Here is a 20,792-nt window from a genome sequence, read left to right as displayed (position 1 = left end):
TTTTAAAAATCCTATTCTTTAATAAGGATAATGTTGGGAGGAAATCCTATGGGCCATCATCATGATCACGTTGAAAATACTGTATTAACCGAAGACTCAGAATCAGAAATCTCAATAATTGGTAATCCGAATGTCGGAAAAACTTCTTTATTTAATGCTTTAACGGGAGCAAAACAATATGTTGCAAACTGGCCAGGAGTTACTGTTGAAAAAAAGGTTGGGACCTTCAAATATAAAGGAAAATCTTTTAAATTAGTTGATCTTCCTGGAGTATATACTCTTTCATCAAAAAGTGAAGATGAAAAAGTAGCTAAAGATTATATATTGAGCAAAGAATCTGAAATTGTTATTTTGGTTGCAGATGCACTGAACTTAGAGAGTTCTATGTTTTTATTGTTTCAATTAATTGAAATGGAAGTTAAAATTATCTTAGTGATAAATGCTATAGATGAAGCAAAAGAAAAAGGCAGAGTTATAGATACATCTCCCATTTCCAAAACTTTAAATATTCCTGTAATTCTTACTTCGGCAAGAACAGGTGAAGGCATAGAAAAATTGTTAGAAGAGGTATACAGCCTTTCAGGAACCAAGAATATAATAAAAAATAAAATCAAATATCCAGAACCTATAGAAAAATTTGTATATTATTTTCAAGAAAAAGCTTTTCAATATAAAGATATTGAAGCTAAGTACTATGGAGATCGCGAAAATAGATGGTTACCTATTTATTTGTTGGAGTTTGGAAACAATGATTTAGAACTACCAGAAACATTTATGGAAGATATCAGCGAAAAATTTGATTTAGCCGCTTTAAAAAATGAGTACCTGAATTGGAAATTCAACTTCATCTCTTACTTAGTAACTTCCTCAATAATAAAAGAGGGAATCGATTGGTCTTTAAGAGATATTTTAGATCATGTGTTTACTCACAAGGTTTTAGGAATATTGATATATATCTTTGCCTTATTTTCTGTATTTTCTTTAACTTTTAGCGTAGCTCAACCTTTGTCCGACTTATTAGAGAGTTCGTTTAATTTCTTAGGAAACTTTGCTTCTAATTATATAAATATTCCTTGGCTAAATTCTTTGATTGTAGATGGCATAATTGCAGGTGTTGGAGGTGTTTTAATTTTCTTACCTCAGATTTTTATTTTGTTTTTCTTTTTAGGATTCTTGGAAGAATCAGGATATTTGCCCAGAGCTGCTTTCCTTGTAGACAGAATTGCAAGAAACTTTGGTTTGAGTGGTAGATCTTTTATGTCTATAATTTTAGGCTTTGGATGTAATGTTCCGGCTATTATTTCTACAAAAACTATCGCTAACAAAAAAGAAAGATTAGCTCTTATACTTAGTCTTCCTTTTTCTTCATGTAGCGCAAGATTACCCGTGTATATAGTATTTATAAGTGCCTTTTTTTCAGCACATGCTGCAACTATCATGATGTTAGTATATTTGTCAAGTATAGCGTTAGTCTTAATATCCTCAAAATTCTTACAGATTTTCATAACACAAGCTGATGATATTCCTTTTACAATAGAATTACCAAGATTTAGAATGCCTACATTGAAAAATTTATCAATTTATACGTGGAACAGAGGTAAGCACTTTTTACAAAAGGCTGGGGGAGTAATATTTGTTGCCACTATTATTATCTGGACACTGTCTTTTTTCCCAAATTTTGGAGAAGATATAAACAATAGTTACGCAGCAGTCATAGGAAAGATTTTCGAACCGTTGACCCGTCATTTGGGTTGGGATTGGAGAATAAATACAGGCTTAGTTTTTGGTGTTGCAGCAAAGGAAATAGTCGTTTCTTCTTATTCTACCTTGTTTAATGTAGGTGAAGAGTCGTTAAGTTTTGCTTTGCAAAATTCTATTACCCCCGTTTCTGCTTTATCCTTGATATTCTTCGTTTTAACATATATTCCATGTTTTGCAACTTTAGCCACTATAAAGGCGGAAACTAACGGTTGGAAGTGGATGATTTTCAGCTTCTTCTACACCATTATAGTAGCTTATTTAATTGCAAATATCGTTTTCTTTATTGGAGGCATATTCCTATGAAAAATAAAAATTTGACTCTTTTTACAATTTCTATTTTATCCCTTATATTTTTAATTTTGAGTATCTCTAAAAATTTTTTTTATGTGTTTTCTTTTTTTGTTATATTTTTAACTTCTATATATGGTTTTTCAAGTAATTCAAAAATATGGTATCATAAATCGGCTCATATAATTGTATCTTCATTAATAGGTATTTTTTTGATGGCCTACGAAATTTTAAACATATTGTTTTCTTTAATTTCAGGAGAGCTTTTAAATATAAAATTAAATTTTTATGTTATAATATTTGGAGTTTTTAGCATTTTTATTGTTTATTTTGAACTGAGAGATTTAAACAAACAGCATAACCAGGAGGTTCAATAGCTGATGAAATATTTATCATCGCATGAAATTAGAGAAATGTTTTTGGCATTTTTTGAAAGTAAAGGACATAAAAGGTTTCCAAGTGCATCTTTGATACCGAACGATCCACAATTAATGTTTACAGTTGCTGGGATGGTACCTTTTAAGCCTATATTTTGGGGAAAAGTAGAGCCTACTTATACAAGAATTACTACGTGTCAAAAATGTATAAGAACGAATGATATAGAGAATGTGGGTAGAACTCCAAGACATCACACTTTTTTTGAGATGCTTGGAAATTTTTCTTTTGGAGATTATTTTAAAGAAGAAGCTATTGAATGGGCTTGGGAATTTTTAACTAAAGAATTAGAAATGCCAATTGAAAAATTATGGGTCTCTGTTTATGAAACAGATGAAGAGTCTTTTAATATTTGGAAATATAAAATAGGTGTTCCTGAAAACAAAATAATGAAGTTTGGTAAAGAAGACAATTGGTGGGGACCAGTTGGACCTACAGGCCCTTGTGGCCCGTGCTCTGAAATTTATTTTGACACAGGAAATTCTAAAAACTGTCAAGATCACGAAAACTGCACACCAGCTTGTGATTGTGGACGTTTTGTTGAAATATGGAATATCGTTTTCACAGAGTATTATAGTGATGAAAACGGCAATCTATCTCCTCTTCCTCGAAAGAATATAGACACCGGAGCAGGTTTTGAGAGAATCTGTGCAGCAGTTCAAGATGTTTATGATAATTTTAAGTCTGATTTGTTTAAAGAAATTATTGAAAAAATAGAAAAAACTTTTTCTGTAAAATTTGGCGAAGATTCTAATACAGACGTATCTATAAAAGTTATTGCCGATCATGTTAGAGCCATTGCTTTTTTGATCGCAGATGGGGTTATTCCTTCGAACGAGGCAAGAGGATATGTATTAAGAAGAATAATACGAAGAGCGGTTAGACATGGCACTCTTTTAGGATCGAAAGGTCCTTTTTTAAAAGATATACTTGAAACTGTTATTTGGAAAATGAGTGATGTTTATCCCGAACTTCTTGAAAAACGTGATTTGATTGAAAAAATTTCTAAAATAGAAGAAGAAAAGTTTTTTTCAACCTTAGAAAAAGGGGTTGAAAGGTTAAACACTATAATTTCTAACTTTGATAAAGGAAATACATTGCCCGGAAGCGTTGCTTTCGAACTTTACGATACGTATGGGTTCCCTGTGGATATTACAAAAGAAATCTTAGAAGAAAAAGGAATTAAGGTTAATGAAAAAGAATTCGAAGAACTTATGAACAAACAAAAAGAAATGGCAAGAGAAGCTTTAGGAAAAGTGGAATATGATGAATCAAATCCTGTTTACAAAAGATTATCAAAAATACTGTCAAAAACAGAGTTTATTGGTTATGAAGCTTTGCGCATCGAAGAAGAACTCAAAGCAATAATTAACAATGGGAATATTATTAATGAAGCTTTTGAGGGCGAAGAAGTTGAATTATTCTTTGCAAGATCTCCTTTTTATTCAGAAAAGGGAGGCCAAGTTTCAGACAAAGGCGTAATCGTCAACGATAAATTCATGGCTGAAGTAAATGATGTTCAAATGATTTCGGGTGAAATAATATCTCACTTTGTCAAGATAAAAAAAGGTAGTATAAAAACGGGAGAAAAAGTAGTTTTAGAGGTTAATGAAACTTTAAGAAAAGCTACTGAAAAAAATCATACTGCAACGCATCTTCTACATGCAGCATTGAGAAAAATTTTAGGTAATCATGTAAAACAAGCTGGTTCATATGTAGGACCTGAAAGGTTGAGATTTGATTTTTCACATTTTGAACCTTTAAGCAGGGAACAGATGTACCATATCGAATATTTGGTTAATGAACAGATTCAAAAAGCTATTCCTGTTGTTACTTATGTAAAAAGTTTAGAAGAAGCAAGAAATATGGATGTAGTAGCTTTATTTGAAGAAAAGTATGGAGATGTTGTAAGAGTCGTAGAAATTGGAGATTTTTCAAGAGAATTTTGTGGTGGAACCCATGTCTCTAATACAGGAGAAATAGGGATATTTAAAATCATTTCAGAATCCTCCGTATCTTCTGGGGTCAGGAGAATAGAAGCTTTAACTGGCATGGAAGGTTTAAATTTTGTAAATGGTCTTCAGGATACTATTGTTAAGATATCACAGATGTTAGACATACCGATATATAAAATTCAAGAAAAAATAGAAGATATTCTTCAAATATTGAAAACTCAAGAAAAGGAAATCAAGAAATTACAGTCCCAGTTAGCAACTAAGACTATTGAAAAATTAGTTGATAATCCAAAAATTATAAAGGGAGAAAAGGTAGTTGTTGGTATTTTAGAAAATTTAGAAAAAGATGTGCATGCTAATACAGCAGATGTTTTAATTCAAAAGTTAGGAAGAGGAGTCGTAATCCTTTTTAACAAAAATGAAGAAAACAACGTAAGTTTCATAGTTAAAGTTTCCAAAGAATTGACAAATAAATTCCATGCTGGAAATATAGCAAAAAAAATAGCTTTTTATTTAGGTGGTGGGGGTGGTGGAAGCCCTACTTTTGCTCAAGCTGGAGGTAAAAAAGTAAAAAAATTAGAAGAAGTTATCGATAATTTGGAAAATATTTTGGAGGAATAATTTTGCTTGCAATTTGTTTGTCTGGAGGTGGAGCTAAAGGAGCTGCACATGTAGGCGCTCTACTTGAATTAGAAAAAATGGGTTTAAAATTCGATATGATAGTAGGAAGTAGTATAGGTGCTTTAGTAGGAGCAGGTTATGCTATTTTGGGTAATGCTAAAGCATTGCATGAATATGCTTTAAGATTGCAAAAATTGACTTTTTTGAAAAAAACACCCTCTTCAAGGCAAATACCCTCTTTTATCGAATGTTTTGGAGCTAATTTGTTACCATCGACTTTGCCATCTTTCATATATTTTTGGCCTCTAAAAAGATTTTTAAAAGATTGGAAGTTCGAAAACTTGAAAATTAGATTTGCATGTACCGCAGTAGACATAGAAAATGGGGAATTAAAAATTTTTTTTGACGAAGGATATGTGCTGCCTGCTTTAAAAGCAAGCATGGCTATTCCAGGAGCTTTTAAACCCGTAAAGATTAATGGAAAAAAATACATAGATGGAGGAACTTTGGAAAACCTTCCCATATTGCCTGCTAAAATGTTAGGAGCAAAAAAGATAATAGGATTGAAACTTTTAGCCAAAAAGATCAAATATAATGAAATTAAAAGCGCTGCACAAGCGTTTGAAAGAATAGACAATATAAGGGAAAATATTATGGAAGATATATCTAAAGAAGATAATATAATTATTGAATTACCTACACAAGACTTCAACACATTAGACTTTACGCAAACTGAAAAATTAATAGAAATTGGTCAAAAAACAATTTTTGAAAATAAAGAATATATATTGGAGAATCTTTAATGATTTTAGTTACAGGTGGGTTTGGATGGAAAGGTATAGAGATAGTAGAAAAAATTAAAAATTTGAATTTTGAAAAATATGATAAAATAATAACAAATGGTTTTAGTGGGTTTGGTATATCTTGTATATTATTAAAAAAATTAAATGTTTTAGAAAATACGATCAAATATTTAAAACCTTATCTTAATATAATTGATAAAGATTATTTCTTCATAGGAAATATAAAAAATTGTATGAAACTTTCTCACAATTACGGAAATTTAGCCTATGAATTAAAAGAAGATAACGAATTAAAAATAGATTTGGAAATAGAATTGATAAATTTAAAAACAGAAGAAATAATTCTAAAAAAAGTTGGTAGTTTAAAAGAGGCTTTTTTTTATTCGACCCTTGTGCCTGGTTTGAGACCCCCTTTTAATGATTTTTATAATACAGCTTCTTTTACAAGAACCCCTTGTTATTCTTTATTAGAAATGAAAGACGAAGAAATAGAAATATACGAGATACCCTATGAGTATTATAAACATTCAACTATACAAAGATTGTATAAATCTATTCAAGTTATAAGAAGCAAATACTTTTATGAATTAGGAATTAATAAAGTTAAATCTAAAAATAGAGTAAGGGTCTTTGATTTAGGGGGAAATAATGAAAAAACTATTCAGAGTTAGAGTTGAAGATATTACTTTAAATAAATTCTATAACTGTTATCTTCTTTTGGATAATGAGGATGAAGTATATAGTTTTTTAAATAGTCTGAAAATAAAAGTTATCAACATTAATGTTGATAACTTTTATTTTTCATCAAAAAAATTAAATGTTGATAAAATGATAGTAATTGTTGATAACTTATACTTACTTGTAAACTCTGGATTAACTGTATTGGATGCTCTAAATTTTCTAGTTTTCAACGAAGAAGTTGATAAGTTCATAAAAGGTGTATTGTTCAAAAGTTATTTTCTATTGAGAGAAGGATTTGACTATAATAAAGCTTTTGATTTTTATGAACTTGATCAATATTTTATATACACGTTAAACATATCTAAAACAGAGGATTCCTTGAGAAAAAATCTTTCATATTTAAAAGATTATTATGAAAATGTAAAACTCTCAAAACTTTCTGCAGAAAAATCACTTATTTATCCCTTTATGGTGCTTTGTTCTATTATGATTTTATTAATTTTTTTAAATTTTTTAATTATTCCTCAGTTTTCTTCAATGCTTGATTATGAAATAAAAATTGAGTTATCAACATATTTGTTGATATTTATGTTTATAACTTTTTCGAATGGGTTGATAATTTTTTTATTAGGGAAAAAAAATGACATTATGTGGACAAAAGTTCCTATTTTAAAATTATTATACAAAAATTATATATTATATAAATTTACTCGAGATATTAACTTGCTATTGAAAAGTGGTTTAACAATTTACAATTCCTTAGAACTTGTTCTTTCTAACACAAAATCTCAATATATATTATCAAGGTTTTTAGGAGCGTCTATAGAAATAGAAAGCGGAAAAGATCTAAACGAAGTTTTTTCAAAAATAAAAGATATCAAAGAGTTTTCTTTGACAATGAGCCTTTCAAAATGGAAAGGAGATTACAAAGAGGTTTTCGATTTTTTAGAAAAGTTTTATTATGCATCTTTTAAAAACGCTGTAGAAAAAATTATGAAAATGCTTGAACCAACTCTAATTATATTTTTATCTATAATTGTGTTAAGCCTTGCATTTGAAATTTATTCAAATGTTTATTTAGGGGGAATTGGGTTTGAAATTTCATAATTCTAAGCAACTAAAAGAAGGATTTTTACTAATGGAATTGATAACAAATTTAGCTGTAGAAATACTGTTTTTTAGTACTATAGGCTTTTTTACAATATATCCTTTGCAAAGTTATTTTAATGCCCTTACAGAAAAATTCATTGCATCTGAAGTAGTTTATAAAACTCGAAGCGCTTCTATGCATTATGGAGACGATTACAATCTAAACGGTATATATTATACTCAAATAGTTCAGGGGAAAGTTAAATTTGTCACAATGGATATAACATACGAAATTGAGGGTTCACAAGCAAAAACTTTATTTTGGAGATATGGAAGGATAACGGGTCCAGGTGGAAGATTGGTAAACAAAGATAAAAAAACTATTTTCAATGTTGTGCCAGTTACAGGGGCTTTAACAAACCCGTAATATAGTGTTTTAGTAGACAAATATGAGAGAAAGAGGAAATATGATTAAATTCAATTATAAAGGAAAAAAAGTCTGTATAAATCATTTAGATTTATTCATAAAACCTTTCAAGAATGACTTTCAGTTAAGAAAGATTTACTTTGAAGAAATAAAAAATAAACTTATTGAGTTTAAAAAACTTTATTCCTCGGATACGAATTATTACCTTGTAATGTCGAAAAGAGATTATAGAAGATGTAAGTATTCTTTATTATATGATATATATCTTCCCGTTCAATCTATCATCTTGAAAAAGGTTTTAGAGTTGCCCGAAGGTAACTATATTGTTGGTACACCTTTCAACAATTATGAGTTTATAAGAAACAAAGAATTCGCCTTTTCTGGCTTACCTTCTAAAGAAGCAGCAACTTTTTTTATTGATAACGATGAATTGATTATTATCGCTAAAAGAAGCTTACAGGAGAAGAAAAATGTTTTTAATCGAATCTAATTTGAGAAAGATTATAAATTATTTATTGATAACAATTTTGGTAATTTTTTCTTTTATTTTGATACTCCGAATATATGATAAGTATAGTGAGTATTTAAATAATAAAAAATTTAAAGAATATGAACAACTTTCATATTTTAATTACTTATCTCAGTCAAAAAATCAAAGAAATGAAATACAAGAATTTTTAACTTTTTTAATAGAAAATGAATTTTATTTAATAGAATTCGATTATTCTTACTCCAATGGCCCAACTGCAAAAGTATCGGCACTTTTAGAATTAAATGAAAAAATTATTTCTAAATATTCAATCAATGAAATTTCAAAGTTAAAAATAGGCGAAAAATTTTACGTCGTTTTAGAAATCAAAAGGTAGACAACTAAAATGATTAGACATTATATAACAATAATATTTTTTTTGATCATCGCCATAATTTTTATATCAGACTATCAAATAGAGAGTCCTATGGAAAAATATACCTTATTAACAGAGAATCCTATAAGTAAGGACTGTGATTCTGAAAATCTGGTAAAGGAATTAGAAAAAATATTAAACACCGAGATGATTATAGAAAAATTATCCATTAAACGTAAAAATTACAGTTTGCTCGAGTTAAAAGATGAATTCGTTATCTCCTCCTCTTTTTCTTATCCACAATTTAACTATATTGCAGAAAATATCGATTCTTTAGAAGTTACAAAATATATAGCACTTAATAACTCAAACCTTTTTTCTTACTTTGAGATAGAATTAAACGAGCTCTGGAAATATAAAGATTCCTTACCAAAGTATGAAACTCAAGGAATCGAATTTGCAGGATATTTTAAAGACTCAAAAGGCGAGATTATAAGCTTTATATATTTTTATGATAGCCTTTTAAAACTTGCCATAGGAGACAAGCTTGGAGAAAATAAGGTAATTGCAGCTTTTAAAGATGGAATTTTATTAATAGATGAAGATGGCCAAATAAAAGCACTATATAAATAAAGTCTAAAGTAAGGTTTTAAATTTAAAAAGTAAAGATAACAAATTTGGACATCTGTTATTGAAAATTAAAGGAGAGGTTTTATGAACAAAAAATTAATATCTTTTTTGGTTTTACTAATTTATTCATCTATATTTTTTGGATTTTATATAGATTACGATTCTTCCAAAAATGCAAACTTTATTTCTTTCGAAACTGAAAGTAATTTTCAGTATTATTCTAATGATACTAAGACTATTTATAAAATTGTATTTATGGAAAATCTATTCGAAGACCAAAACATAAAAATAAAAAAAGGTCCCATTAAAGAAATTGTAACTTCTAAGAATACAGTTACCATAAAGTTGCTTTATCCTGCTAAAAGCGTTGAATTAAATGACGATAAAATTATTTTTTATGGATATTCACCTTATCAATTTCAAAATATAAATTTTGAAAAGTTAAAACTAAAAGATGCGATAGAAATGATTTTCAATTATGCAGGTTGGAATTGGATTAAAACAAGTGATGTACCTGATGTTGAATTGTCATTTAATACAAACGAAATTCATATTGAATATTTTTTAAGAATGTTGGAAGATATTTATAAGTTAAATATTATATTTTATGATAAAAAAACTGTACTTGTTGGAAAATCTAATGAGGCTTTTGAAAATGATCTGCCAATAATAGTTGAAAGTAAAACGGAAAAACAAGAAGAATTTGCCTTAGAAAGTTCTCCCATTTCTATAACTAAGTTAGAAATGCCCAACGAAAAAGTAGAAACTAAAGAAGAAGAACAATTATTATTTATTGAATCAGATTACGATTTAAATATTATTAAAGGACTTTTTAATTGTAAGGTCGCATCCTTTGGAGAAAGTTATTACGCCATTTTAGCAAAAGAAAGAGAGGCAAAACAAATTATAGAATTAGTGAATTTTCTTGACAATATATCCAAAAGCAATAAAGGAGAAATATCTCAACAAAATTTGGATTTATTTACATCTACATCAGTAAATCAAAATCTAAGTGAAAACACAAAAAATTTGAATCAGGTTAATTATATAATCGTAAAGTCAAATTATGATTTATCTTTTTTAACCCGAGTTATGGAAATAGATATCTATAATTTAGGGAACAATCTATTTTTTTTAAATGGAAATTTTGAATCTCTTCAAGCTTCTAAAGAGATAATTGAACTACTTAACAATGAGAATAAAGACATTGAAAGAACCTTTGATGAAGGTTCAAAAAATGAATCTGTACCCTTTATAAAAAAAGAACTTGTAGTTGTACCTTTTAAAATATCTGAAATTTTTGATAAAATATTAGTGAACCAAAAAATTACTTTTCAAAAAATCGATAATTATAAAGAAAAAGTTTTATATAGTTTGGAATTCGAAGAAGACAAACAAGATTTAATAGAAAATATTATAAAAACACTTTCATTAGAAGAAATACAGGGTGAAATTTATTTAAAAGATTTACTATTTTATGTGGGAAAATCCGAAAAAATAAATGTTATTTGTGACTTTGAAGAAAATAAAAAAGTGATGATTAATAATTTTAATTTAAATATGTCAACATTGATGCCTTATTTAGTTTCTCAAGGAATAATTTATGATTATATAGAAGAAAATACGATCAGATTCTTTGAAAACAAAAAATTATTAAAGTATGAAACCTTTGTCTTTTCTGGTCAAAACATAGATAAATTATCCATAGAAGAATTATATCTATTAATTAAGCAAAGAAATGGTATAATAGAGAGTAGCAAAGATAGTGCTTTTTTAGTTTCAAACCCCGTAGTATATGTAAATGAAGGTGAAACTGCATCTATAAGATCTGTATTGTCTGTTCCAATTTTCGACGAAGAAGGTAAGATTTCTTCTAAGATAGAATCTGGGTTTAAAATAGATGTAAAAGGCGATTATAATCATATTACTAAAATGGTAGATACCACTTTAGAAGTGAGTATTAGTGAATTGAAAAATCAAGAGAAGAATATTGTAGATGAAAGAAGTATTAAAAGTAATTTTATAATTCCAAATAGTGGTTTCATAAAATTAGGTGGTTTGAATTTTACAAATACAATAAAAAGTGAGAAAGGCATTCCTATTTTAAAGAATATACCAGTAATAGGAAAACTTTTCTCAACATATGATACAACTGAAAATATCTATGACTTAGTAATTCTTATTCATGTAGAGGTTTTAAATCAACCAGACGTGAAGGATCATTATTAAAAATTGTAAGCATCTACAAGAAAAGAAGGGATAAATTGTGAAGAGAAAAGCAGTAGTGGCAGGCACTTTTTATCCTTCAAACCCGCAAAAGTTAAAAAATACCCTTAAAAATTTTTACGGTGAAAATTTCAGTCCTGACACAAATCATATAATTTCACCGATGGGAATTATAACTCCCCATGCTGGTTATATATATTCTGGTGAAACAGCTGTGAAAGCCTATAAAAGAGTTTTTGAACAAGGTATTGCTAAAAGAGTAATTTTAATTGGCCCAAATCATACTGGATTAGGATCACCAATATCTTTGTTTGAAGAAGGAAGTTGGGAAACACCCCTTGGAACAATTGATGTAGATGATAAGGCTTGCCAAAAGATTATAAAAGATTTGAATTTAAGCAACGACCCATTCGCGCATTTTAAAGAACATAGTTTGGAAGTGCAATTACCTTTTTTACAATTTGTACTGAGCAATAATTTCAAAATAGTTCCTATATGCTTAATGGATCAGAGATTAGAAACTGCAAAAAAAATAGCGTATGTTATAAGAAACTTGCTGAAAGAAGGAGATTTAGTAATTGCTTCCACAGATATGAATCATTATGAGAATCATTTAACAACTATAGAAAAAGATAATAAAGTTATACAAGCAATTCAAAACATGGATGTAGAAGCAATGTATGATACAATAAAAAGATACAATATCACTATGTGTGGTTTTGGAGCAGTCGCTGCCCTACTAAATATAGGCTTTAAAAAAGTTGAAATAATTGATCATACTACAAGTGGTGACAAAAGTGGGGATTATAATGCCGTTGTGGGGTATTTATCAGCGGTTTTTGAAGGCTTCTGATTGAGTGTTTTAAAAACTTAAATAAAATAACGGAGGTGGACCTCATGTTAATAGAAACAGAATTAGGAACTATCGATATTAAAAATGAAGTGATTAAAGATTTAGTTTACAAGGCCGTTATAGAATCTTATGGAGCTGTTGAGATGTCGGGAAAACAGGGTTTTTTTGATAAAATATCAAGCTTATGGGCAAGAAGTGAAGATAAGGGAATTGATGTTACTGAAAGTGAAAATGGTTTGATAATAGATCTTTATTTGATCTTGGAACATGGACTTCCTATAAAAAAAGTAGCTATGAATATTCAAGAAAATGTTCATCACAGAATCAGTTCCATGATAAATTTTGGAAATATAAAGGTGAATGTAAATATAGCTGGCTTGAAGTATTGAGAGAAGGTGCTTTTTCATGAAAAGATATTTGAATGCTAAAGATTTATATATAGCTCTAAAAAAAGGTACTGAAGAATTGTCTAAAAACAAAGATGAAATTAATGCATTAAATGTTTTTCCAGTACCAGATGGTGATACCGGTAATAATATGTTGGCAGGAATGCTGGAAGCTTGCAAATGGATGGATGAAGTTGAAGATAAGAACAATATGAAAGAAATGATGGAAGCTTTGAGAAAGGGCTTATTGTTAGGTGCTCGAGGAAATTCGGGAGTAATACTATCACAGATTTTTAGAGGCATTACTGAAGTGTTTGAAAAAAAAAGCAGGATAAATACTCAGGATTTTATCAAAGCTTTTAACAATGCTAAGGAAAAAGCGTATAATGCTGTTATGAAACCTGTTGAAGGAACTATGTTAACGCTCATAAGAAGACTTTCAGAAAAGACACAGGAAACGATGCATGTGGAGAAAGATTTTTTGATTTTCTTCGATTACGTTGTTAAATATTCTTTTGAAATAGTTGAAGAAACTCCTAAGTATTTAAAGAAGTTACGTGATGCTAATGTAGTAGATGCTGGCGCAAAAGGACTTGCGTATATATTTAAAGGTATGAGAGATGCTATACATGGTGACACGGAAATATCCTTAACTGAATTGGAAGAAGCTTCTCCCGAACGTCTCGCTCAAATAGCATATGAAGAACTAGCTTTTCAGTATTGCACAGAAGCTATAGTTAAATTTAACAAAGTCCCGATAAAAAAAAGTGATTTAGAAGAAATTAGAGCTTTCTTAGAAAATATAGGTGATTCTATCGTTTTAGTTAATCAAGATGATATTTTAAAAACTCATGTTCATACTAATCATCCGGGGAGTGTTTTCGAAAAATTTCTTGAATATGGAGAATTGGTTAAAGTTAAAGTGGATAATATGAAAACTCAACATGAACACGTAATTGAAGAACAAAAAGCAGCTTCTCAAGAAATTATACATGCAACAGTTGCAGAAAATAACGATTCAAGAAACAAAAGGTGGGGTATAATTGCTGTTTCGCCCGGTAAAGGCATTTCCAAAATTTTTAAGAACTTGGGAGTAGACCAAATAATATTTGGTGGTCAAACAACCAATCCGAGTGTAAAAGATTTTGCAGATGCAATTAATAAGCTCCCTCAAAAAAAGGTTATTATTCTTCCTAACAATGCAAATATAATATTAGCAGCCGAAAAAGCCAGCGAATTGACAGATAAGGAAGTTATAGTTTTTCCTACTAAATATGTCCAAGAAGGCATAAGTGCCATGTTAGGTTTTGATGATAATCTTGAAAAAGAATATCTAATAGAATCTATGATGCAATATATTAAATCCGTAGTACCTATAGAAGTAACTTATGCAGTGAGAGATTCACAAATCAACGGAGAAAAAATAAAAAAAGGGGAATACTTAATTTTTGTAGGTAAAGAATTGAAGGCACATAGTAAAAACGTTTATAAGGAAACTGAAAAAGTAATAGAAGAACTTATAAAAAAAGGTTATGAAATTGTTACAATCATTTACGGTGACGGCGCTAAAAAAGAAAAAATAGATCAACTAATAAAAAATTTGAACAAAAAATATCCTAATATCGAAATTGAAGTTCATGAAGGCGGACAAATGCACTATCCTTTACTTATTTCGGTTGAATAACGGGGGTTATAAACTTTGTATATTCAAGATGTGATAATAACATTAGAAAAATTTTGGGCTGATCAGGGTTGTGTAATAGATCAGCCCTATGATTTAGAAATGGGGGCTGGAACTTACAGCCCTTCTACTTTTTTTCGTTCTTTAGGAAATACCCCATGGAAAGTGGCATATGCTCAGCCATGCCGTAGACCTACCGATGGGAGGTATGGAGAAAATCCTAATAGAATGCAAAGATTTTATCAGTATCAAGTAATTTTGAAACCATCACCAGAGGATGTTCAAGAAATATATTTAAATTCTTTAAATTCATTAGGTCTTAGTCCAAAAGATCATGATATAAGGTTTGTTGAGGACAATTGGGAATCTCCGACGCTTGGTGCGTGGGGAGTCGGTTGGGAGGTTTGGCTTGATGGTATGGAAATAACCCAATTTACTTATTTTCAGCAAATGGGAGGAATTACTTTACAATTTATCCCTGTAGAACTAACTTATGGTGTAGAAAGAATAGCTATGTATCTACAAGGTCTTGACAACGTCTACGAAACAAAGTGGAACAAAAATGTTAAGTACAAAGAAATATACAAAGAAAATGAAAGGCAGTTTTCAATATATAATTTTGAAGAGGCTGATGTTGATATGCTTCATTCTCTCTATGAAATGTACAAAAAAGAGTTTAAAAGATTAATCGTTAAAGATTTATATTTACCTGCTTACGATTATTTAGCTAAATCGGCGCATGTTTTTAACTTGTTAGATGCAAGAAATGCTATTAGCACAAATGAAAGACAGAAATATATTTTGGAAATAAGAAATATGGCAAAAAATTGTGCAGAACTTTACCAAAGAAGTTTAAAATTGGAGGTTATAAACGTTGAATAAAGCTTTATTCGAAATAGGTGTCGAAGATTTACCGCCAAGTGAATATGATAACATAATATATCAGTTAGAAGATAACCTCAAAAGGTCTTTTGAGAAAAATAAAATTACTTTTACACATTTTAAAACTTTTATCTCTCCAAGACGTTTTGGAATCTACATTGAAGGACTACCTGATAAGCAACCAGATCAAAAAGAAGAAAGAAAAGGACCACCAAAAAAGATATGCTTTGATGAAAAAAACAATCCCACTAACGCTCTTGAAGGTTTTTCGAAAAGTTTAGGGATAGATTTAGAAGAAATAAAATTTAAAAATATAAATGGTGTTGAATATGCCTTTGCTGAATTAATAAAAAAAGGTGAATTTATCAAAGATTTATTAAAAAGAATTTTTGCCGAGATTATAAACAATATGAATTTTAAAAAACCGATGAGATGGGGAAAAGGAGAATTTAGTTTTGTTAGACCAGTTCATTGGATTTTAGCTTTATACAACAAAGAAATCATAGATTTTGAACTTTTTGGAAAAAAATCAAGTAATGTAACAATTGGTCACCGTTTTTTTGGTAAAAAAATAGAGATAAAAGACATAGATAGTTTTTTTGACATTTTGAAAGAAAACTATGTGATTCCAACGCTGAATGAAAGACAAGAAAGGATAAAAAATCAAATAAACACGATAGAGAAAACTAACAATTTCACGGTACAATTGGAAAACCACGAAGACTTAGTGGAAGAAATTTCCAAGTTAACAGAATATCCTTCAGCTGTTTTAGGGAAATTTGATGAGAAGTACTTATTCTTACCCCAGGAAATAGCTACAATAGCTATAAAACATCATCAAAGAAGTTTTATTGCCAAAAAAAACAATAAACTTACGAATTATTTCATATCTTTTCAAGATGGTTTTGGAAGAGAGCAAAATGTAATTAAAGGTTACACTAGAGTAATTAATGCTCGTTTAGATGACGCTGCTTTTTACTACGAAGACGATTTAAAAGTTGATATAGAAAAGAGATTGGCTGAACTTAAAGATATAGTATATCAACAGGGACTCGGAAATTATAAAGAAAAAGTCGAAAGAATTTCTAAATTATCTATAGAAATAGCACAAAAACTTAACTTCAAAAAATTAGAAATTATAGAAAGAGCTGCAATGCTGTGCAAAATAGATATACCCTCGAAAATTGTTTATGAATTTCCTGAACTACAAGGTATCATGGGTAAAATTTATTTAAAATACAAAGGTGAAAATGAAGACGTTTATCAAACTGTTCAAGAACATTATAAACCTATTTCAGAAAATGGAGAAGTTTCAAATAATATAGTTGCTAATATTGTGTCTTTGGCTGATAAAATTGATGATTTGGTTGGATATTTTGGAATGAATAAAATTCCTTCCGGTTCAAAAGACCCTTTTGGTTTAAGAAGGAAAACTTTTGGAATCCTTAGAATATTAATTACATATGAGTGGGATCTTGATTTAAAAGAGCTTTTAATTCTTGCAGAGAAAAATTATTTTGATGCGGGTAAATCTGACGTTTCATTAGATGGAAAAGAAGAAATATTAAAAGATTTTATAAGTAGTAGATTAGAAACAATATTAGAAAAGGAAAACATTCCCAAAGAAGCTTCAAACGCTGTTTTGATAAACTGCTTTAGACCTTTGAGATCTTATCTATCAGCTAAAGCAATAAGCAAATATATAGACAAGGAAGAGTTTAAAAATTTTATAATCGCATTTCAAAGGATTAATAATATCTCTAAAAATCATTCGAGTTACGATTATGAAGGGCGTCTTTTTGTTGAAAAGGAAGAAAAATTATTGTTTCAAAGATATTTGGAAGTTAAAGCTGAATTTGAGAAATATATAAAACAATTGGATTATGAAAGCGCTATATTGACTCTTGTTTCTTTAAAAGAAGATATAGATAGATATTTTGATAATGTTTTTGTTATGTCACAAGATGAAGCTATTAGAATTAATAGGTTAAGTTTTTTAAAGAATTTATCGAGCCTTTTTTATGAAATCGGAGATATTGAAAAACTTTACAAAGGTTGAATATAAAGATAAGGTGTGTATAAATAAGATGGATTTGTTATACTATGAAAACTATAAAAATTGTAGTTATTTTGTACCTACGTATAAAAGAAAAGGAACATATTTTACGACTAGTATAGATGGTCTCCAAATCGAAGCAAATTATGAACCCTTGGAAAACGGTGTAATTAAGATAAGCAGATTTGGTAAAAATTTCAAAAAATCATATTGGCTTCACATATATGCCGCTTATTATCATTTCAAAGAAAAAGATGAAAATTTAAAAAGAATAATATTAGAAACTTTAAATGCTACTTACGAAGTAAACTATAGTGACATCTTACTTAGAGAAAAATGGATAAAAAAGGAACTCAATAACCTCAAAAATACCAGAAAAACTCATGGAAGCCATTGTAAATTTTGTAAAATAAAAAAATCTTGTCACTTGGAATTTCTAAAGCAAGGAGATTTTTCTGTAGTTCCAAACTTCAGCCAGCAAGTAGTTGAACAACTAAATAAAATGAATTTAGATCCTATAACTGTTATAGCTACTGATCAAATAGAAAAGTTAGACAAAAAATTTAGGAAACCTTTATATAACTTAAGATCTTTGATAAAAGATGAAACTTTTGTTGTTGGCAAGTACATTTTTCCGAATGATTATATTGTTTTTGACGTTGAAACTTATATGAACAAGGACTTTTTATTTGGATTTTTAGATAATGATGATTATTATCCTTTTTTTATAGGAAATAATGGTGCTAAAACTATTCATAAGATGATAGATTTTCTTTATTCGAAAGATAAGTTCCTGATTCATTACGACAAGAATGATATAAAAGCTTTAAATAAGTTTACATTTAATTATCCGGACCTTAAAGGTAAAATTAGGAAAATAATCTCAAAATCTGTAGATTTATTTGAGATTGTCAATGAAAATTATACTTTGCCTGTGGTTTCTTATTCATTAAAGGATATAAGCAAATATTTTGGTTTTGAATGGAAAACCGAATTAAATGGTTTTGCAGTTATTATTGAATATCGAGCTTATTTAAAAGGAGACAAAGAAGCTTTAAAAAGAATTTTTAAATATAATGAGCAAGATTGTAGAGCTACTAAATTAGTAATAGAAAAGTTAAAAAATATTACAAATAATGAAAATGCTTAAGTGAGGTTGCCGTTTTCTATGATTTTATTAGATATATTTACAACGTTTGCTCGCATTGGGAGTTTGACTTTTGGTGGTGGATATGCTATGCTCCCTATGATGCAAGAAGAATTAGTTAAAAAAAGAAAATGGGTTAGTGAAGAAGAGATAATAGATTATTACGCTATAGGTCAAAGTACTCCGGGAATAATAGCTATAAATACTGCAACGTTTGTGGGATATAAATTAAAAGGAGTTATAGGAGCCATTGTAGCCAGCTTAGGGATGGTATTTCCGTCTTTGGTTATAATTAGCATTATAGCTGCCTTTTTTCAGAAGTTTCAAGATTATACAATAGTTCAAAATGCATTTGGAGGAATACGCGTAGCTGTAATAGCTTTAATTCTAAATACAATAATTAATATGTGGAAAAAATCGGTTAAAGATTATATTGGTGTTATAGTATTTTTAATTTCTTTTTTAGGAGTTGCTCTTATTGACATTTCACCAGTTATAGTTATAATAATATCTTTTGCAGTTGGAAATATAATTAAATTAAACAAGGCTGATAGTAAATGATTTACTTAACTTTATTTTTTGAATTCTTCAAAATAGGTTTATTTTCTATAGGTGGGGGATTAGCAACTCTTCCTTTTCTGCAAGATCTTGTCGATAAGTATGGTTGGATAACCTCTCAAGAGCTTGCCGATATGATAGCAATATCGGAATCAACCCCTGGACCTATTGGTATAAATACAGCTACTTTTGTTGGCTTTAAGACTGCAGGTGTGTTTGGAGGGATATTGGCAACAATTGGGATAGTTACACCTTCAATAATAATAATTAGTTTGATAGCAAAATATTTTGGTAAAATAAATGAAAAACCACTTATAAAAAATGGCTTTTATACATTAAGGCCTGCTGTTATTGGATTAATTGGTGCTGCTGCTTATGAAGTTGCTAAAGTTTCTCTTTTAAATCTTAATCTTTTTTTAGAAACGAGCAAATTTTTTTCTCTATTTAATTACAAGGCGATTATTTTATTTGTAGTCATTATTTTTTTAATGAAGAAATTTAAGTTCCATCCTGTAATATATCTTGGAATAGCTGCTGTTATAGGTATTATATTTAAGTTCTAATTAAAAAAATATTTAATCTGCTAAAACCAAGACAAGGTGTATCATATCCTTGACTAAAAGTACCGAAAGTATTAATGTAATTACATGTAAAAACATTCTCCATGAGAGTTTCCAAATGAGAAGACACTTTATAAAAAATTTAACTCTACCACATATATAAATGAGATTTCAAGATTTCTAAAATGAGTAAAAATTTAACCATAGGGAGTTTATAAAATATGAAAAAAGGAAAGTTAATTGTTATTGAATCAGGTACCGATGCTAGCGGCAAAGCCACTCAAATCGAATTACTCTATAATCGATTAAAAAATGAAAACTTTCCCATCTTAAAGGCTGAATTTCCAAACTATAAAAGTGAATCTTCAAGCCTCATAAAAATGTACCTTAGAGGAGAATTTGGAGAAGATCCTGAATCAGTAAATCCCTATGCCGCTTCCACTTTTTTTGCTGTTGATAGGTTTGCAACTTATACGAAAGAATTAAAACAGTTTTATGAATCTGGAGTTACTATATTGTGTGACAGATATACTACTTCAAATATGATTTATCAGTCTTCAAAATTTGAAAATGAAAAAGATAAAGATAATTTTTTGGATTGGTTATGGGATTTAGAATTTAATAAATTTAATCTTCCTATTCCTTCTTATGTTATATTTTTGGATATTCCTCCGGAAATTAGTATTAACTTACTTAAAAAAAGAGTACAAAAAGTTGAGGGATTGGGAAAGTTAGACATACATGAAAACGATCTTAATTACATAAATAAAACATACAAAAACGCTAAATATATTGCTTATAAATATAATTGGAAGATAATAGATTGTTTAAAAAACAATAGAGAGTTAAAAACAATAGAAAAAATACACGAAGAAATATACTCGTTTTGGAAACAAATAAAAGATTAG

At 28.9% G+C, this 20,792-nt stretch carries 20 protein-coding genes; all 20 read left to right on the top strand.

Going from position 1 to position 20,792, the window contains the following annotated elements; genetic code table 11:
• The first annotated feature begins 48 nt into the window (after positions 1-48).
• The 20 genes from feoB to X924_RS02125 all read left to right on the top strand — a co-directional run bounded on the left by feoB (position 49) and on the right by X924_RS02125 (position 20,792).
• Complete coding sequence (gene feoB / locus X924_RS02220; RefSeq protein WP_121957319.1) at positions 49-2,064, top strand: ferrous iron transport protein B; 2,016 nt, start codon at positions 49-51, stop codon at positions 2,062-2,064.
• Positions 2,061-2,426: a hypothetical protein gene (locus X924_RS02215; RefSeq protein ID WP_121957318.1), complete on the top strand. Its 366-nt coding sequence runs from the start codon at positions 2,061-2,063 to the stop codon at positions 2,424-2,426. The genes feoB and X924_RS02215 overlap by 4 nt, the downstream gene beginning before the upstream one ends.
• A gap of 3 nt (positions 2,427-2,429) precedes the next feature.
• Complete coding sequence (gene alaS / locus X924_RS02210; protein ID WP_121957317.1) at positions 2,430-5,060, top strand: alanine--tRNA ligase; 2,631 nt, start codon at positions 2,430-2,432, stop codon at positions 5,058-5,060.
• Positions 5,061-5,062: 2 nt separating this feature from the next.
• Complete coding sequence (locus X924_RS02205) at positions 5,063-5,863, top strand: patatin-like phospholipase family protein (protein ID WP_158245281.1); 801 nt, start codon at positions 5,063-5,065, stop codon at positions 5,861-5,863.
• The gene (locus tag X924_RS02200; RefSeq protein ID WP_121957315.1) at positions 5,863-6,534 is read left to right on the top strand and encodes a hypothetical protein; all 672 of its coding nucleotides are present in this window, start codon (positions 5,863-5,865) and stop codon (positions 6,532-6,534) included. The genes X924_RS02205 and X924_RS02200 overlap by 1 nt, the downstream gene beginning before the upstream one ends.
• Positions 6,512-7,651 carry a type II secretion system F family protein gene (locus X924_RS02195; RefSeq protein ID WP_121957314.1) on the top strand — a complete coding sequence of 380 codons (1,140 nt, stop codon included), beginning with the start codon at positions 6,512-6,514 and terminating at the stop codon, positions 7,649-7,651. Before X924_RS02200 ends, X924_RS02195 begins: the two co-directional genes overlap by 23 nt.
• Positions 7,638-8,060 (top strand): hypothetical protein, encoded by a 423-nt coding sequence (locus X924_RS02190; RefSeq protein ID WP_121957313.1) that lies wholly within the window; start codon positions 7,638-7,640, stop codon positions 8,058-8,060. The genes X924_RS02195 and X924_RS02190 overlap by 14 nt, the downstream gene beginning before the upstream one ends.
• A gap of 40 nt (positions 8,061-8,100) precedes the next feature.
• Entirely contained in the window at positions 8,101-8,550 is a 450-nt protein-coding gene (locus X924_RS02185) for a hypothetical protein (protein WP_121957312.1), read from the top strand.
• Positions 8,531-8,926 (top strand): hypothetical protein, encoded by a 396-nt coding sequence (locus X924_RS02180; protein WP_121957311.1) that lies wholly within the window; start codon positions 8,531-8,533, stop codon positions 8,924-8,926. Before X924_RS02185 ends, X924_RS02180 begins: the two co-directional genes overlap by 20 nt.
• A gap of 90 nt (positions 8,927-9,016) precedes the next feature.
• The gene (locus tag X924_RS02175) at positions 9,017-9,538 is read left to right on the top strand and encodes a hypothetical protein (protein ID WP_146255655.1); all 522 of its coding nucleotides are present in this window, start codon (positions 9,017-9,019) and stop codon (positions 9,536-9,538) included.
• Positions 9,539-9,619: 81 nt separating this feature from the next.
• Positions 9,620-11,764, top strand: a complete 2,145-nt coding sequence (locus X924_RS02170) for a hypothetical protein (RefSeq protein ID WP_121957309.1) — start codon at positions 9,620-9,622, stop codon at positions 11,762-11,764.
• A 37-nt stretch (positions 11,765-11,801) separates the two neighbouring features.
• Positions 11,802-12,614, top strand: coding sequence for an AmmeMemoRadiSam system protein B (gene amrB / locus X924_RS02165; protein ID WP_233186556.1), 813 nt, complete (start codon positions 11,802-11,804; stop codon positions 12,612-12,614).
• Positions 12,615-12,658: 44 nt separating this feature from the next.
• The gene (locus tag X924_RS02160) at positions 12,659-13,003 is read left to right on the top strand and encodes an Asp23/Gls24 family envelope stress response protein (protein WP_121957307.1); all 345 of its coding nucleotides are present in this window, start codon (positions 12,659-12,661) and stop codon (positions 13,001-13,003) included.
• A gap of 16 nt (positions 13,004-13,019) precedes the next feature.
• Positions 13,020-14,684, top strand: a complete 1,665-nt coding sequence (locus X924_RS02155) for a DAK2 domain-containing protein (RefSeq protein WP_121957306.1) — start codon at positions 13,020-13,022, stop codon at positions 14,682-14,684.
• Between the two features lie 15 nt (positions 14,685-14,699).
• Complete coding sequence (locus tag X924_RS02150; protein WP_121957305.1) at positions 14,700-15,563, top strand: glycine--tRNA ligase subunit alpha; 864 nt, start codon at positions 14,700-14,702, stop codon at positions 15,561-15,563.
• Positions 15,556-17,622 (top strand): glycine--tRNA ligase subunit beta, encoded by a 2,067-nt coding sequence (gene glyS, locus X924_RS02145; RefSeq protein WP_121957304.1) that lies wholly within the window; start codon positions 15,556-15,558, stop codon positions 17,620-17,622. Before X924_RS02150 ends, glyS begins: the two co-directional genes overlap by 8 nt.
• Before the next feature lie 28 nt (positions 17,623-17,650).
• Entirely contained in the window at positions 17,651-18,769 is a 1,119-nt protein-coding gene (locus X924_RS02140) for a TM0106 family RecB-like putative nuclease (protein ID WP_158245280.1), read from the top strand.
• Between the two features lie 18 nt (positions 18,770-18,787).
• Complete coding sequence (locus X924_RS02135; RefSeq protein ID WP_121957302.1) at positions 18,788-19,327, top strand: chromate transporter; 540 nt, start codon at positions 18,788-18,790, stop codon at positions 19,325-19,327.
• Complete coding sequence (locus X924_RS02130) at positions 19,324-19,887, top strand: chromate transporter (RefSeq protein WP_121957301.1); 564 nt, start codon at positions 19,324-19,326, stop codon at positions 19,885-19,887. The genes X924_RS02135 and X924_RS02130 overlap by 4 nt, the downstream gene beginning before the upstream one ends.
• A gap of 218 nt (positions 19,888-20,105) precedes the next feature.
• A complete protein-coding gene (locus tag X924_RS02125; protein ID WP_121957300.1) occupies positions 20,106-20,792 on the top strand; it encodes a thymidylate kinase in 687 nt (228 codons plus the stop codon).

The sequence above is a fragment of the Petrotoga sp. 9PWA.NaAc.5.4 genome (assembly GCF_002895485.1).
Taxonomy (GTDB): domain Bacteria; phylum Thermotogota; class Thermotogae; order Petrotogales; family Petrotogaceae; genus AZRK01.
The sequence above is the reverse complement of the archived record's forward strand: the minus strand, read 5'-3'. Positions and strand labels throughout refer to the sequence as shown.